This is a genomic window from Peribacillus sp. P4_B1 (assembly GCF_056402395.1).
The window spans coordinates 8846-27764 of the sequence record NZ_JBFUHM010000059.1 but is presented as its reverse complement, the minus strand read 5'-3'; the positions used below and the strand labels follow the sequence as shown (position 1 = coordinate 27764).

The 18919-nt window shown below is 45.0% G+C and carries 2 protein-coding genes; both read right to left on the bottom strand.

The window, feature by feature from the left end:
• The coding region (locus tag AC1DVK_RS23045) for a non-ribosomal peptide synthetase (protein WP_477627468.1) at positions 1-12455 on the bottom strand (12455 nt) is incomplete at its 3' end.
• Entirely contained in the window at positions 12452-18919 is a 6468-nt protein-coding gene (locus tag AC1DVK_RS23040; protein WP_477627467.1) for an amino acid adenylation domain-containing protein, read from the bottom strand. The genes AC1DVK_RS23045 and AC1DVK_RS23040, both read right to left, overlap by 4 nt.

Genomic DNA, 18919 nt, shown 5'->3' with positions numbered 1-18919 from the left:
CATTTATGGAGATAATGGGCCAATTGGTTTGCTTTTTCATTCAGCTCCCGATACGTCAACTGCTGATTTTCATCCACTACCGCCACCGTGTCAGGTGTACGATCCACTTGATCTTCAAACAGTTTGTGGATCACACTCTCACGTGGATATGCCGCTGCATTATCATTCCATTCTTCCAGTAGTTGTTTCTTTTCTATTTCCGTAACATACACCAGCTCCGACAGAGTTTGATCAACGTTCTCGATCATTTGCTTTAACACCTGGCTTAAATGACCCAGCATCCGTTCAATGGTTAGGCCATTAAACTTGCTGCGATCATACTTCAACTTTAACAACAACTGGCTTTCTGGAACAACTGTCAATCCCAATGGATAATGAGTTTGCTCTACTCCTTCCAACTCACCAATTTCTAGATTTCCTGAAGACTCCTCTTTCACTGGGTAGTTTTCAAACACATACAAGCTATGGAACAGCGGGGTTCCTCTAGGAACTTCACTCCATCCTTGAATCTCTGTCAAGGAAGCATATTCATATTGTCTTCTTTCTATCTCTTCCTCTTGTATCTTCTGCAACCAATCCATTACTTTTATATCATCTAGCAACTTAATTCGCGTCGGTGATGTGGTAATAAAGGGACCTACAATGTTTTCAACATCAATAATCTCCGTAGGGCGTCCCGAGCTAGTTACACCATAGACAATGTCATCTTCTCCACTATACCGGCTCATGAGATACGCCCACGCACCTTGAATTACCGTATTCAAAGTGAGCCTCTTGCGCTTCGCCCAGTTTTGTAGCGCTTGGGTTTGCTCTTCTGATAAATAAGTTACCTTCTCCGTGTAACCTTTTTCTTGCTCCTTACTTTCTAAGCCAAGCAGGGTTGGCGCTGTAAAGCCTTTGAGTTTCTCCCTCCAGAATTGTTCGGCTTGTTCCTGATCCTGCTCTTTCAGCCATTGAATATATTTCTTGTATGGCGGTGACTTGGGTAAATCCACAGCCTCTCCTTTTATCCTCTTCTGATACACTGTAAGCAATTCGTTAAAGACCAGTGGCAAGCTCCATCCATCCAACAAAATATGGTGATGCGTCCAAACAACCCGATATTCTTCCTCCGCTTCTTGAATGACAGTCACCCGCATCAATGGCGCTTCATCAAAAAGAAAGGCCTGGTTTCGATCCGTCGCCAAAAAGGCTTTTCGTTTCTCCTCTTTTTCTTCAGCAGACAGCGCACGCCAATCCACTTCATTCAGCTTAAATGGGATATGTGCATACACCACTTGTAAAGGATTTTCAATCTCATCCCACACAAATGCCGAACGAAAGATCTCATGCCGCTGGATCGTCGATTTCCACGCCTGCTCGAAAGTAAGGATATCCAATTTCCCTTTAAACAGGAAACTTAATTGCACCATATACGGCGCCGAATGTTCATCCCCTTGATCATGCAGCGTATGAAAGATCATGCCTTCCTGCAAAGGTGATAGCGGATACAGGTCGATAATCGGATAATTCTTTCCACGATTCATCTTACATAGTACTTTGTTCAAATCTGCTGGGGTGAGATTTGCAATCGCAAAATCCGAAACGGTCAGCGTAGATTCTCCACCCGAAGAATGAATCAATCCACTCAGTTGATGGAGCATATTCTCTGCAACACTTTGAATGGTCGACTCCGCAAACTGTCCAACATTGTACACCCAAGTGAAATGAAGTTTTCCATCGGTTACAATCCCGATTACATCGATCAAATGTGATCGCTTGGAACCAGGAGCATGATCTAAGCGCGTAAACCCGGTCTCCGGAGCAAACATGGCATCGTCAGAGAACATTTGGTCAAATTGTCCAAGATAGTTAAAACTAATGGACGGAGTGATTTGAGACTGGAATAGCTCACGCATCGCTGGATTCAAGTACCGCAAAATCCCATAGTCAACGCCCTTATTAGGAATTTGGCGCACTTGTTCTTTGACTGCTTTTAATGCTGCGGTGGGCGTGTTTGCACCTGTAATATTCAAGTGAACAGGATAGATACTTGTAAACCATCCCACGGTTCTCGATAGGTCAACGTCTTCGATGATCTCTTCCCGGCCATGACCCTCCAAATCCACGGTCAGCGTCGTATGACCTGTCCATGCTGCCGTAGCCTGTACCAATGCTGTCAATAGCACTTCATTGATTTGGACACGATGAGTGCTTGAAATCTCTTGCAATAACGCACGGGTCTCTTTCTCATCCAGCACCACGGTAATCTCCTCGGTTCCTGTGTTTGCTGGAACTTCGAGGGTGGTATCCACTGGTAGCATAGCCACCTCTTGTTCGGATTGCTGCTCCCAGTAATCACGCACTCCTTGCACAATCCCAGCTTCAGCATAATGATGCAATTTCTCCGACCACGCTTTAAAGGATGTACTCTTTGTAGGTAATTGGATCATCTGAGCATGGCTCGCTTGATTATACGCCGTTTGCAGATCCTCCAGTAAAACCCGCCAAGAAACACCATCCACTGCTAAGTGATGAATCACCCAGAATAATCGGCCGGCTCTCTTCTCGCCTTCATCAAAATACACCATTCTCATTAGCGGTCCTGCGTGTAAGTGCAAGCTTGCTTGTGCAGTGTCAATCTCTGCTTGAATTACTTGATGCCATTCTGCTTGTGGCACATCTTCTAATGAAATCACGGTCAGCGTCGATTGTTCTTCAATCCCTTCGTTCCGCTGTTTCCAAGCTCCATCCGGAAAACGTTCATATCTTAAACGCAAGGCATCGTGATGGATTAGAAGGGTACGGACAGCTTTCTCCAGTAATACTATATCCAGTCGCTCTTTTGTTCTAAAAAACATGGATTGATTCCAATGATGTGGGTTAGGATGATCTTGTGCAAAAAACCATTGCTGGATTGGTGTAAGGATCAGTTCTCCAGTTACGACTCCTTGTTCCGCTTGTACACCCTGCTCTTCTTTGACTACTTGCGCCAACTCGGAAATCGTTTGGTGTTCAAACATTTGCTTTGGTGTCAATTGCAAACCTGCTTGCTTTGCACGAGAGACAATCTGAATGCTGAGAATCGAGTCTCCACCGATTTCAAAAAAGTTTTCATGAATGCCAATCGGTTTTGTGCCTAACACACGTTCCCATATCATGGTAAGTATTTGTTCACTCTCATTTCTTGGAACCACGTAGCCTCCTTTTGTCCCTTGATGATCTGGCACAGGCAAAGTTTTCCGATCAATCTTTCCATTTAAGGTCAATGGTAATTCTTCCATCCCGACAAAGTAGGCGGGAACCATATGGCTTGGCAGTTGTGCTTTGAGATACTCGCGCCATTCTTCTTTACGCCCTTCACCCACTACATAGGCTACCAATCTCTTATCTCCTGGCTGATCTTCTCTCACCATCACAACGGCCTCTTTTACCGAGAAATGCTCCTGTAAGGTTGCCTCAATTTCCCCAAGCTCAATCCGGAATCCTCTAATTTTCACTTGGTTATCCAATCTTCCTAGATAATCCAAGTTACCATCAGGAAGGTGCCTCACGAGATCCCCTGTTCGATATAGCCTCTCTCCTTCTTTGAAAATAAAACGTTCGGACGTTAACTCTGGACGATTCAAGTATCCTCTCGCTAGGCCTGCTCCACCGATATAAAGTTCACCCGTTACACCAACTGGAACAGGTAACCAATTCCCATCCAATACATAGGCTTGAACGTTCGGCAACGGACGCCCAATGGTTACTCGCTTACCATCTTTTTTGATACGATAGCATGTCGCATCGACAGTACATTCCGTAGGACCATACACGTTATAAAAATGGATCTTGTCAGCCTCAGCTAATTGTTCCCACAGTGACGGTACAATTGCTTCGCCACCGACCAGTACCTTGCTTGGAACATGAACACCATCGTTTGTTTCTAACAACCCGACATCTATGAGTAATTGGAGTAATGAAGGGGTCATATCGAACATTTCCAACTTATTCTCCCGAATATATGATACAAACTGTTGGGGATCACTGCGAACTTCGTYCGGAATAATATACAAACTTGAACCATACAAAAGCATTTGTAATTGCTGAATGGATACATCAAAGGCGATCGAAGCATTTAAACCGACACGCATGTTAACAGGTGTCTCATGCGAAAAAACTTCTTTCTGTAGACCATATGATAGATTTAGTACCGAATGATGTTGCACCAAAACGCCCTTTGGATTCCCGGTCGAACCCGATGTATAGATCACATATGCCAAGTTTTCTCCTGCCACTTCACATATTGGTGAAAGGGTACTTTCTCGCGAGATCATCGCTTGATCCCGATCCAAACAAACTGCTTCGGCTTCTTCGGGTATCCACTCTTCTAATGCTTCGTTCGTGACCAATACTTGTATCCCTGTGTCCTGCAGAATATATCGCAGGCGACTTTCTGGGTACGATGGATCCAACGGAACATAGGCTGCCCCAGCTTTCCAGATTCCCATTAGACCGACAATCATCTCAACTGAACGTTGGAAACAAAGCCCGACCAATGATTCGGTCCCAACCCCACATTTWTGGAGATAATGGGCCAATTGGTTTGCTTTTTCATTCAGCTCCCGATACGTCAACTGCTGATTTTCATCCACTACCGCCACCGTGTCAGGTGTAAGATCCACTTGATCTTCAAAAAGCCTGTGGATCACACTCTCACGTGGATACGCTTCAGCATTATTATTCCACTCTTCCAGCTGCTGCTGCTCCATTTCCGAAAGCATCGTCAACTTCGTCAATGATTTATCAGGATGTTCCACGATTTCATTCAACCAGTTTTCAAAATGCCCAGCCATACGTCTGATAGTTACAACGTCAAATAAATCAGTATTAAAGACGAAAGAAAGGACCAAACCCTCTTCCTTCTCTAGGGCGCTTAAACTCAAATCAAACTTGGCGTTCGAATCTTGAATTTCCATCGCTTCTAAACTTCTTCCATGAAGCTCTGGTAGCTCATGTTTCGTGTTTTGCAACGTAAACATGGTTTGGAAGATCGGAGAATGACTTATACTTCGCTCGGATTGTATGACTTCTACAATCTTTTCAAACGGAACATCTTGGTACTCATACGCCTTCAATGCTTTTGTCCGTACCTGAGACAGCAACTCTTGGAATGTTGGTGCGCCACTCAGATCAGCCCGATAAACCAACGTGTTGACGAAGAAACCAATCAATCCTTCAATCTCGCGATAATTCCGATTTGCAATCGGGCTTCCGACAAGAATATCCGATTGTCCTGTATAACGAGAGAGAAAGCTTTGATACGATGCAAGTAAGGTCATGAAGAGCGTCGATCCTTCTTGACGACTAAGCTCATTCAATTTGTCGCGTAACGCGCGTGACAGCAACACAGTGTGTATCGATCCGCTATGGGTTTGCACCGCAGGACGAGGACGATCCATCGGCAACATTAAGACTGGTAACTCGCCAGACAGCTCTTCCTTCCAATATGCAAGCTGCCGATCAAGTACTTCTTCTTTTAACCATTCCCTTTGCCATTGGGCAAAGTCGGCATATTGAATCGGTAATGGTGCGAGTTCTGCTGGTTTGCCGCCAACCGCATCTTCATAGAATGCCATCCATTCTTGGAGCAAGATTTCCATCGACCAGCCATCAGAGATAATATGATGCATCGTACAAAGAAGAATCCATTCTTCTTCAGCGATTTGCACGATTTGCCCACGAATCAACGGACCTTGCCCTAAGTCAAATGGTGCTTCGACTTCGTTTTTGATCCATTGTTCCATTTCTCTTTCTCGCTCTTCCGGAGAAAGCGTAGTTAGATCCATTTTAGGAAGGGACCGGAGAGCATACGGTTGAATCTGCTGCACAGGGTGACCATCCACTTCATGGAATACCGTTCGTAAAGATTCATGACGTTCTATCAGCCTATTCCATCCCGTCTCCAATGCTTCGGGTACCCAATTCCCTGTAAGACGGCAAACCATCGGCATATTATATAGTGCACTATTGGGCTGAAATTGGTCGATGAACCACAGGCGCTGTTGGGCATAAGAGAGCGGAATGGCTTCTCCCCGTTCCATCGGTATAAGCGGTGGAATCTCTCGTTTTTTGTCTCCTTTACACAATTGGTCCAGTCGCTTCGCCAACGCCTCCACTGTTGTATGCTCAAACAGTTCACGCACTAGCAGTTCGATTTGTAATGCTTCTTTTAACCTGGAGACAACTTGCGTAGCAAGTAGCGAGTGTCCACCTCGCTCGAAGAACGAATCCTGAACACCAATATTTTCTATTTCCAGTACTTGACTCCATACCGAAGCGATGAGCTCTTCCATCAGAGTTCTTGGGTATACGGTATTTTCAGTAGATGGTTCATCAGGCATTGGCAATGCTTTCAAATCGAGTTTTCCATTCGGTGTGAGTGGTAAAAATGCCATCTCGACAAAGTGTGCCGGAACCATGTAATTCGGTAAATGTGTTTGCAGATGCACCCGCCATTCATGAACACTTCCTTCACCAACTACATAAGCTACCAATCGCTTGTCTCCTGGATGATCCTCTCTCACCAGGACAACAGCTTCCTTTACAGACAAATGCGCCTGCAGCGTTGCTTCAACTTCTCCCAGTTCAATCCGGAAACCGCGAATTTTTACTTGGTCATCCATACGACCATGGAATTGGAGATCACCTCCAGGAAGATAACTTGCTTTGTCCCCGGTGTAATAGAGACGTTCCCCTGACTTGAACGGATGCAGAATGAATTTTTCCTCTGTGAGTTCCGGACGATTGGCATAGCCGCGAGCAAGGCTCTTTCCTCCGATATAGAGATCTCCAATCACACCCACCGGCACCGGCTGAAGGTGAGAATCTAACACGTATACTTCTGTATTCGCAATCGGCCGACCAATTGGCGGAGTACCTGTTGACATTCCTACAGGCACGTAACAATCAGTGGCAACGACGGTATTTTCCGATGGACCATACTGATTAATCACTGCAAAAGGGATTTGTTCAGATGGATACTGTGTTAACTGATCTCCTCCCGTAATGATAAAACGGAGATCCGTCTTCTCTGGCCAAGATAATTTCAAGAGTCTTTCGAGTATAGGTGTAGGCGCAAAGCTAGCCGTGATCCGTGAATCAATGAGCCAATCTCTTAGAGCCTCTGGATTGATCCGCAACTCTTCTGTTGATAGGTATAGTGCTGCACCAGCAGTGAGATAAGGCCATATCTCCTGGACAGCTGAGTCAAAGGCAATCCCCGCAATCTGAGTCGCACGATCCTGTGCTGTAATTTGGTATACCGCTTGATGCCAAGAAACCATATTCATCAATGACCGATATTCGACCATGACACCCTTTGGCTTTCCTGTGGAGCCAGAGGTGTAGACGATATAAGCTAAGTGCTCGGGTTTTACCCGCCGCTTCGGTGCGATCACGCTTTCATCTGTCATTTCTTCTAATCTCACCGTTTCGACCTGTTCTGAAAGGTTTTCTTGCGCTGCTGTCGTCACCACGATTTGGATCCCTGCATCTTCAATCATGTATTGTAACCGTGATTTCGGATACAACGGATCTAGGACGACATAGGCCCCGCCAGCTTTTAATATACCAAGTAAACTTGCCATGAGCTCAGCCGATCTCGGGAGGTAGACGCCCACAACTGATTCAGGAACAACCCCTTTTCTCTGCAAAACATGTGCCAACTGATTTGCCCGCGCATCCAGTTCACCATAGGTCCACTCTCTCATTTGATCAACCACTGCAATCGCACCGGGACGTCGTGCTACTTGGTCCTCAAATCCGTCGCAAATAAGACCCACTTGGGACATTTCCATTGCGGTGTCATTCCATGTCTCTACTAACAAATCACGTTCGAATTCCGATAGCATACCAAGACTATTCAACGGTTTTTGTGGATGAAGAGAAACTTCATTTAGCCATGTCTCAAAATGTCCTGCCATTCGTTCGATGGTTGTAACATCAAATAAATCCTTATTGTATTCAAAAGCGAACATTAATCCTTCTTCCGTCTCTGCTGCCATTACACTTAAATCAAATTTCGCGATCGGACTATGGCTTTCTATCATTTCGATCCTTCTACCAGACAAAACCGGAAGCTCTTGTTTCATATTTTGTAAGATGAACATCGTCTGGAAGATCGGGGAATGACTTGTACTCCGCTCGGGTTGCACAACTTCCACAACTTTTTCAAATGGAATATCTTGATATTCATATGCTTTTAGTGCCTTTTGACGCACCTGAGACAATATATCTTGGAAGGTCGGTGTACCACTCAGGTCAGCCCGATAGACCAGCGTATTCACGAAGAAGCCGATTAATCCTTCACTCTCTCTGTAATTACGATTCGCAATTGGGCTTCCGACGAGAATATCTTCTTGTCCTGTATAACGGGAGAGGAAGCTTTGATACGCAGCCAACAGGGTCATGAAGAGAGTCGATCCTTCATGACGACTGAGTTCGTTCAGGTTGTCGCGTAATGAACGTGACAGCAACACAGTGTGTGTCGATCCGCGATGGGTTTGTACCGCAGGCCGAGGGCGATCCATCGGCAGTTGTAGCAAGGGCAACTCACCAGACAATTCTTCCTGCCAATAGTGGAGTTGCTGTTCAAGCACTTCTTCCTTCAACCATCCCTTTTGCCACTGAGCAAAGTCCGCATATTGGATCGGTAAAGGTTCAAGTTCCGCTGCCTTCTCACCCATTGCTTCCTCATAGAACGCTATCCATTCGTTAAGTAGGACTCCCATCGACCATCCATCCGAAACGATATGATGCAGGGTGCAGAGGAGGACCCATTCCTCTTCTCCCACTCGCAAGAGGATCGTCCGAGTCAGCGGGCCTTCTTCTAGGTCAAATGGCACTTCTGTTTCTTGCTGCAACAAACGCTTAACTTCCGATTCTCGCTCTTCCGGAGAAAGCATAGTTAAATCCATTTGAGAAAGGGGCCGAAAAGCATGCGGTTGAATCTGCTGCACAGGATGACCATCCACTTCATGGAACACTGTCCGTAAAGATTCATGACGTTCTATCAGCTGATTCCATCCCGTCTCCAATGCTTCGGGTACCCAATTCCCTGTAAGACGGCAAACCATCGGCATATTATAAAGTGCACTATTGGGCGTGAATTGGTCGATGAACCACAGGCGCTGTTGGGCATAAGAGAGCGGAATCGCATCCCCCCGTTCCATCGGCATTAGCGGTGGAATCTCCCGTTTTTTGTTTCCTTTACGCAACTGATCCAGTCGCTTCGCCAGCGCCTCCACCGTTGAATACTCAAATAGTTCACGCAACGGTAGTTCGATTTGGAAGACTTCTTGTAAACGTGAGACAACTTGGGTAGCGAGTAGCGAGTGGCCACCAAGTTCAAAGAAGGAAGCCTGAACACCAATATTTCCTATGCCTAACACCTGACTCCATACAGACGCGATGAGCTCTTCCCCTGGTGTCCGAGGTAAGACAATATCGGCACTCACGGACTGTCCTTCCAATGCCAGTAAGGCTTTGCGATCGATTTTGCTATTCGGAGTGAGGGGCATCGCTTCCATTTCGACAAAGTATGCCGGGACCATGTAACTCGGTAATTGCGCCTTTAGGTGCTCGCGCCATTCTCCAGTGTTTCCTTCACCCACCACATATGCTACTAACCGCTTGTCTCCTGGACGATCTTCCCTTACCAGCACGACAGCCTCTTTCACAGATGGATGATCATGTAGGACCGCTTCAACCTCTCCCAGCTCAATCCGGAAGCCTCTGATTTTCACTTGATTATCTACTCTGCCGATATACTCCAAGTTGCGGTCATTCAGATACCTCACCAGGTCCCCGGTCCGATAGAGTCGTTCCCCTTCCTTAAATGGATGCGGAATAAAACGTTCAACAGTTAACTCTGGACGATTGAAGTAACCACGTGCCAAGCCTACACCACCAAGGTAAAGTTCCCCAGCCACACCAACCGGTACCACCTGTTGGTTTTGATCCAATACATACAATTCGGTATTATCAATCGGACGACCAATTGGAATGAGCATCAGTTCTTTTTCTAAATCACAATTATAGTAAGTAACATCTACAGTCGCTTCGGTAGGACCATACAAGTTGCATAACTTCGTTTGCTGAAAATCATAAAATACACCCTTAAACCGGCGAACCTGTTCGGAATTTAACGCTTCTCCACTAGTGAAAACCTGACACAAAGACGATACGTCCTTTTTTGCTCTGGATTGTTCCATATAATCCAAGAATGCAGATAACATCGACGGAACAAAGTGCATCGTGGTCACACGATATCGCTCAATGCACTCCTCAATCATTGCAGGATCCTTCTCTCCACCCGGCGGAAGTAAACAAACACGCGCTCCTACAAATGACCACCAAAATAATTCCCAGACAGAGACATCAAACGAAAACGGCGTTTTTTGAAGAATCGTATCCTGTTCAGATAATGGATAGTTTTTTTGCATCCACTGTAATCGGTTGATAACCGAGTGGTGTTCGATCATCACTCCCTTCGGATTCCCTGTCGAACCCGAAGTGTAAATGATATACGCCAAGTTTTTTGCTGTCACTCCACTCACTGGCGCCAAGCCACTCTCTTTAGAAATCGCTGCTTGATCCCGATCCAAACAAATCGCTTGGATCCCTTCGGGCAACCAACCTAGTAGCGCTTCCTTCGTTAAAAGCACTTGGATCTGTGAGTCCTTTAATATGTATCTCAGGCGATTTTCGGGATAACTCGGATCCAGCGGGACATAAGCCCCGCCGGCTTTGAGAATTCCTAAGAGACCAATCATCATATCGGGTGAACGCTCGAAACATATCCCGACCAATGATTCAGGACCTATATCCCGTTTTTGTAAATAATGGGCCATTTTGTTCGCTTTCTCGTTGAGTTCTTGATACGTCAGCTGTCCACCTTCATATACTACCGCCACCGCTTCAGGTGTACGCGCAACCTGCTGTTCAAACAGTTCGTGAATCATGCTCTCATGTGCATAAACTGCATCAGTGTCATTCCATTCTTCCAAGAGCTGCTTCTGCTCTGTGTCCGATAGCATCGTCAGGTTTGTATATGATTCATCTGGATGATGAACGATTTCGTTCAACCAGTTTTCAAAATGCCCCGCCATACGTGCAATGGTTCTACTGTCAAATAAATCTGTATTGTACTCAAAAGTGACATGTAGGTCTTCCTCCACCTCATACGCGGTTAGACTCAAATCAAATTTCGCGATCGAGATATTACTTTCTATCATTTCCAAACTTCTCCCAGACAGCTCTAATCGTTCTTGTTTTATATTCTGTAGCGTAAACATGGTCTGGAAGATGGGCGAATGGCTAGTGCTCCGTTCAGGTTGTACCGCTTCTACCACTTTTTCAAACGGAATATCTTGATATTCATATGCCTTCAACGCCTTTTTCTTTATCTGAGACAAAATCTCCCGGAACGTAGGAGCCCCATTCAGGTCCGCCCGATAGACTAACGTATTAACAAAGAAGCCGATTAATTCCTCTACTCCTTTATGATTCCGATTCGCAATCGGACTTCCGACGAGAATATCATTTTGCCCCGTATAGCGTGCAAGAAAGCTCTGATACGCAGCCATTAAGGTCATGAATAAGGTGGATCCTTCTCGCTGACTTAAATTCTTCAATGCACTGAGTAGTGTGTGAGGTACAATCACACGACATGTGTCCCCAGCGTACGTTTGCGTACCCGGTCTAGGGCAATCCAACGGCAGTTGTAATATAGGAAGCTCACCGGACAATTCTTCCTGCCAATACGTGAGTTGTCGATCCAACACTTCACCCTGCAACCACTGCTTTTGCCATTTCGCAAAGTCTGCATATTGAATCGATAGTGAATTTAGTCCGGCAGGCTTCCCACTCGTTTCCTCCTCATAGAAGGCAAGCAATTCATTGATCAATATGCCAATGGACCACGCATCAGAAATAATATGGTGCATGGTACATAGCAATAACCATTCATCTTTCCCTAATTGAACCAGTTGATTGCGGATCAAAGGGCCATTCATTAAATCAAATGGCTCCTGCGCTTCTCTTGCAATCAAACTCTCTATCTCTTTTTCCTTTACTTCCAGAGGAAGGTGAGAATAATCCTCTACAGGTAGTTTTCTAGGAAGATATTCCACAATATGTTGTACCGGTTGGTCTCCTACTTCCTTAAAAACGGTGCGTAATGATTCATGACGCTCAATGAGCCGATTTAATCCCTTTTCCAATGCTCCAGGTAGCCAATGCCCTTTCAGACGCCATACTGTCGGAATATTATATAATGAACTGTTTGGGTTAAATCGGTCCATAAACCATAATCGTTGTTGTGCATAGGACAACGGAAGCGTTTCTTTCTCCTTTTTTTGCATCTGCTTCTGAAGCCACTCCCTTTTCTCAGGAGAAAGCGAATCCAGCTTCGCAAGTAAATCACTTCTCATTTTTTTACCCCTTCCTCAACCAAGTTGCTCTCGAATATACCTTGCGCTTCTTCCTCTGATAACTCTTCCAATTGCTTAAGAAGTTCAAGTAACTCTTCATCATTACTCGCCGCTGCTTCTTTTTGAATATAGTCTTGAAAACTTACATTCCCCTTACTATCATTCTGTGCTTGCTCATTTCCACTGCATTGCAGCTGATTAACCCGTTCTGCCAATTCCTGCACCGTAGTATACGTAAATAAATCATGCAGTGGTAACTCAATCCCAAAGGCTTCTTTCAGGCTAGTAACAGCTTGTGTAGCGAGTAATGAATGGCCACCAAGTTCAAAAAAAGAATCATGAATCCCGATATTTTCCGTGCCTAAAACTTGATGCCATATCGAAACAATTGCTTCTTCCGTAGGTGTACGAGGGGCAACATAACCACCTTCTGCTCCCTTGCGCTCTGGTGCAGGTAAGGCTTTCCGATCGATTTTCCCATTTGGGGTGAGCGGGAAAGCTGTCAATCCGACAAAGTGTGCCGGAACCATGTAATTTGGTAACTTTGTCTTGAGATAATCACGCCAATCATGAGCATTTTCTTCTCCCACTACATAGGCAACCAAACGCTGATCACCCGGATGATCTTCTCGTACCATCACAACAACTTCGTTTACCAATGAATGACTTTGTAACGTCGCTTCAATCTCACCTAGCTCAATCCGGAATCCACGGATCTTCACTTGATGATCGATCCGACCGAGATAATCCAAAGTCCCGTCCGGCAGGTACCTCACAAGGTCCCCCGTCCGATATACTCGCTCCCCTTCTTTAAATGGATGCGGGATAAAACGCTCGTTTGTTAAGTCAGGGCGGTTTAAGTAGCCACGCGCCAAGCCTGATCCCCCAATGTAAAGCTCACCGGCTACACCAATCGGCACCATTTGCTGGTTTGCACTGAGGACATATACTTCCGTGTTAGAAATGGGTCTGCCAATCGGTGGTACCTTGTACTTGACACCCTTTTCTAGCTTCATATACGTGGAATAAGTAGTATCTTCGGATGGACCGTACAAGTTGTACACCTTTTCAATTGGACTACTCTCATACAAGTGCTCGACTAATGACTGGGGCAACGGTTCTCCAGCCAAATTCATCACCTTTACCGAAGAAGGGATTGTATTTGCCCGAACCAGTTCCTTCGCAGCTGATGGTACAGTGTTGACCAAAGTCACATCCCTCGTAGTCAACTTGTCCAGATGAAGAGCACTTTCAGCGACAATCACCTTACCACCCATCGTCAAAGGAACAAACACTTCAAAAACCGATAGATCAAAGGATAGTGAAGTTGAAGCCAGCACTCCCGCTAATTCCTGTCGGGAATAGGTTTGATGTGCCCAATGGATCATCGTCAACGCACTCCGATGCTCAATCATCACTCCCTTAGGCTTGCCAGTTGATCCTGAGGTATAGATGATATAAGCTAGGTTATCGCTTGTCACTTCACTCGTACATGCCGTCGTCACTTCCTGTTCGATTGCCGCTCGATCACGATCGATACAAATCATGTCAACGGATTCCGGTAAAGTCATTTTTTGCGGCAACTTTTCCTGTGTCACCAGTACTTCGATATGAGCATCCGCTAAAATATACCGTAATCGACTCTCCGGATACGAAGGATCAATCGGTACATACGCTCCTCCTGATTTCATGATTCCTAAAAGACCGACAATCATCTCGGATGAACGTGTAACGCTGATCCCAACCAATGATTCACATCCCACCCCACGCTTATGGAGATAATGGGCCAACTGATTGGAACGTTCGTCCAGTTCCCGATATGTCAGCTCCTCATCTTCGCACACTACCGCGATTGCTTCTGGCGTTTTCTCCACTTGTTCCTCAAACAATGTATGAATCGTTTCTTCACGTAGGTCGACAACATCTGTGTCATTCCATTCCTCTAGTAACCGCTTATATTCTGCTTTCGGCAGCATATTCAGTTTTGTTAAAGAATCTTTTGGATGAGATACAATTTCAGATAACCAATGTTCAAAATGTCCTGCCATTCGTTCAATGGTTGCAGCATTAAACAAATCGGTATTATATTCAAAAGTTAGCAATAGTCCTTCTTCCGTCTCCGATGCAAACAAACTCAAATCAAATTTGGCAATCGAAGTATGACTTTCCATCATCTCCATGTTTCTTTCAAATAGCTGAGGTAACCCTTGTTTCGTATTCTGCAAGGTAAACATGGTCTGGAAAATCGGCGAATGACTGGTATTCCGTTCAGGTTTTACCGCTTCTACCACTTTCTCAAACGGAATGTCCTGGTACTCGTATGCTTTTAGTGCTTTTATTCGTATCTGCGACAGAAGTTCTTGGAACGTCGGATTTCCACTAAAATCAGCTCGATAAACCAACGTATTTACAAAGAAACCTATTAATCCTTCAATCTCTTTAACATTCCGGTTCGCAATCGGGCTTCCAACCAAGATGTCGTCTTGTCCCGTATAACGAGCAAGAAAGCTTTGATACGCCGCCATTAAGGTCATAAAAAAGGTGGTTCCTTCTTGCTGACTTAACTCTTTGAGCTTTTCCCGGAGGAAATATGGCAACATCAGAGTCTGACTTGCTCCACGGTGAGTTTGAACAGCAGGTCGAGGACGATCCATCGGTAATTGCAAGACCGGTAACTCACCATGCAATTCTTCCTTCCAATATTGAAGGTGTTCATCAAGATCCTCTTCTTTTTGCCATTCTTTTTGCCACAGGGCAAAGTCCGCATATTGAACAGGTAACTTCTTCAGCTCCACTGGCTTTCCACTTAGCGCTCCTTCATAAAAAGCCATCCATTCTTCGAGCAAGATTCCCATTGACCATCCATCCGAAATAATATGATGCATCGTACAAAGGAGTATCCATTCCTCTTTGTCCATTTTCAAAATTCGCGTTCGAATCAAGGGACCTTGTCCCAAATGAAATGGTTCTTCCGCTTCGTTTTGAATGAACCGCTTCATCTCTCTTTCTCTGTCTTCCAGAGAGAGAATTGTTAGATCCATTTGGGGGAGGGGCCTGAAGACATGCGACTGAATCTGTTGGATCGGTTGACCCTCTCGCTCTTGAATCACCGTCCGCAATGATTCATGACGTTCAATCAACTGATTCCATCCCGTCTCCAATGCTTCAAGTGACCATTTCCCTGTCAGTCGGCATGCTGCATGAATATTGTACATCGCACTATTTGGCGTTAACTGATCAATGAACCATAGGCGTTTCTGTGCGTAGGAAAGCGGAATGGATTCTTTCCGTGCCATAGGTACAAGTGGCGGAATCTCTCGTTTTTTGTCTCCTTTACACAACTGATCCAGTCGCTTCGCCAATGCCTCCACCGTATCGTACTTGAAAAGTTCGCGTAGCGGGATTTTGATCTGGAATGCTTCTTGTAATCGAGAGACGATTTGGGTAGCAAGCAGTGAGTGCCCACCCCGTTCAAAGAAAGAGTCCTGACTGCCGATATTTTCTATTCCTAACACTTGACTCCAAACCGCTGCGATGAGCTCTTCCGATGGCGTTCGCGGCAGGACGTTAAAGGCCATAGGCTGTCCCTCCGGTTCTGGTAAGGCTTTTCGGTCGATTTTCCCATTCGGAGTAAGCGGGAAATAATCCAACTCTACAAGGTGTGCTGGAACCATGTGATTCGGTAATTGGTTTTGGAGATACTCTCGCCACTTTTGGATATTTCCATCGCTTATCACATACGCTACCAATCGCTGATCGCCTGGGCGATCTTCTCGAACGATCACGACAGCCTCTTTGATAGACGTATGCCTTTCTAAAGTCGCTTCAATTTCTCCAAGCTCAATCCGAAAGCCGCGCACTTTCACTTGATGGTCCATTCTTCCTATGAATTTCAAATTTCCATCAGTTAGATATCTTACTAGATCCCCTGTTCGATATAGCCGTTCTCCTAATTGAAACGGATGCGGAACGAATCGTTCAGAAGTTAGATCAGGTCGGTTTAAGTAACCACGTGCTAAGCCTGCACCACCAATATACAACTCACCCTCAATCCCTACCGATTGCAAGCGCTGATTCCGATCGAATACATAAAGCTGGATATTTTGAATCGGATTGCCAATGGAAACAAATTCTTGATTGGATTGACAGTCATATGCATTCACATAAATGGTTGCTTCTGTTGGTCCATAAAAGTTGGTCAATTTAACTTGTCCGCTCTCATCCCAGTGCTGTTGAAATCGTCTAACCAACCCCGGACTAAGCTCTTCTCCACCAGAAAACACATGACGCACGGATGAACATTTCCGTTTCAGCTCAGTATGATCGAAATGATCTATGAAAACAGATAGCATCGAGGGAACAAATTGGACAATCGTAACCCGATGCTTCTCTATCACTTCAGCTATTATAGAAGGATCTTTCTCCCCGCCCGGAGGAAGGAAGGATACACATGCTCCTATACTAATGCCCCAAAATAACTCCCACACAGATACGTCGAATGAGATCGGTGTTTTCTGCAAAACCACATCTCTTTCAGAGAGTGGATATTGATGTTGCATCCATTCAAGATAATTGATCACCGAATGATGCTCGATCATCACTCCCTTTGGTTTTCCTGTAGATCCGGAAGTATACATGACGTATGCTAAATTTTTTCCTGTTACACTGCTTGTACATGCGGTCGGTTCTTCTTGTTCAATCGCAATGCGATCTTGATCCATACAAATTATTTCGATTTGTTCGGATGTACCTATTTTTTCTAACCTTTCTTGCGTCACTAGCACTTCGATTCTAGCATCTTCTAATATATAGCGTAGGCGATTCTCGGGATACGTAGGATCAAGCGGAACATAGGCTCCTCCTGACTTTAGAATCCCTAGCAACCCTATCATCATTTCCGGGGATCGTTCCATATAAACGCCGACTAAAGACTCTGGACCCACACCTTGCTTCTGTAAATAGTGAGCCAGCTGATTAGCACGCTCATTCAGCTCTTTATAGGTAAGTTGCTCATTTTCATACATAACCGCGATCGCTTCTGGCGTTTTTTCCACTTGCTGCTCAAATAACGCATGAATCATGCTTTCACATGAATAATCTACTTGGGTATCATTCCATTTCTCTAGCAGTTGTGTCCGCTCTTCCATTGTTAAATGGGTAATTTCGGATAGCTTTGGGTCTGAGCTTTTCGTCATCTGGATCAATGTTTGCGATAGATGGCCCTGAATCCGCTGAATGGTCTCTTCATCAAAATGATGCCTGTCATACATCAACTTCAAAGTGAGTTGCTTACCTGGCATTGCAATGAGCGTCAAAGGATAATTTGTTTGTTCAGCACTTTGGACCTCAAGTACTCTTAAATCAGCCTTGCGCTCTCCTTGTATCGGGTAATTTTCGAACACATACAAGGTATGAAATAAACCACTACCCCTTGGAACTTCACTCCAACCTTGAATATCGACCAACGAATTATACTCGTATTGTCTCCGTTCCAGTTCTTTCATCTGTATCTTACGGAGCCAGTCCACTAATGAATGTTCATCCGTTACCCGAATTCGGGTAGGCAATGTGTTTATAAATAGACCAACCATTTTCTCTGCTCCTACTAATTCAGGAGGACGTCCGGAGCTAGTCACACCAAACACGATGTCGCTTTCGCCGCTATACCGGCTCATCAAGTAAGCCCAGGCTCCTTGTACTAACGTATTTAATGTTAGCTGACTATTTCGCACCCACTCTTGTAAAGTCTCAGTCAGTTCCTCAGATAGCCGATAAACGCTCTCTCCATAACCCTTCTCCTGCCCCTGGTCATTTCTTTCCATCATTAATGGCGTAGGTGCATGAAATCCTTTTAATTCTTCTGTCCAGAATTTCTCAGCTTTACTTCGATCTTGTTTATTAATCCACTGGATATATTTTTTATAGGGAAGAGACTTGAGAAGGTCGAATGCTTCTCCCTTTATCATCTTGAGATAAACCTCCATCACTTCACTGAAGACCAGGGACACACTCCATCCATCCAATAAAATATGATGATGTGTCCAAATGATTCTCGTTTCTTCTTCTGCTTCTTTGATAGCAGTGATTCTCATCAACGGTGCTTCGTCTAACGAAAACCCTTGCCTCCGATCAGCGTTCAAAAACTGGTGTAATTTCTTTTCCCTCTCTCCACACGGAAGAGCGCTCCAATCTTCTCGGCGAATGGTAAAAGGAAGACGTTGATAAACAGCTTGCAATGGCTTTTCTACTTCCTCCCACACAAAAACAGAACGTAGGATCTCATGTCGGTGAATGATGTATTCCCAAGCCTTTTCGAAAGCAGCAACATCTAATCGACCGCCAAGTATGAAATCTACCTGTACAATGTAGGAAAAAGAATGATCATCGTCTTGATCATATAAAGTATGAAACAGTATCCCTTTTTGCAAGGGTGATAATCCGTATAAATCGATAATGTCGCTCAT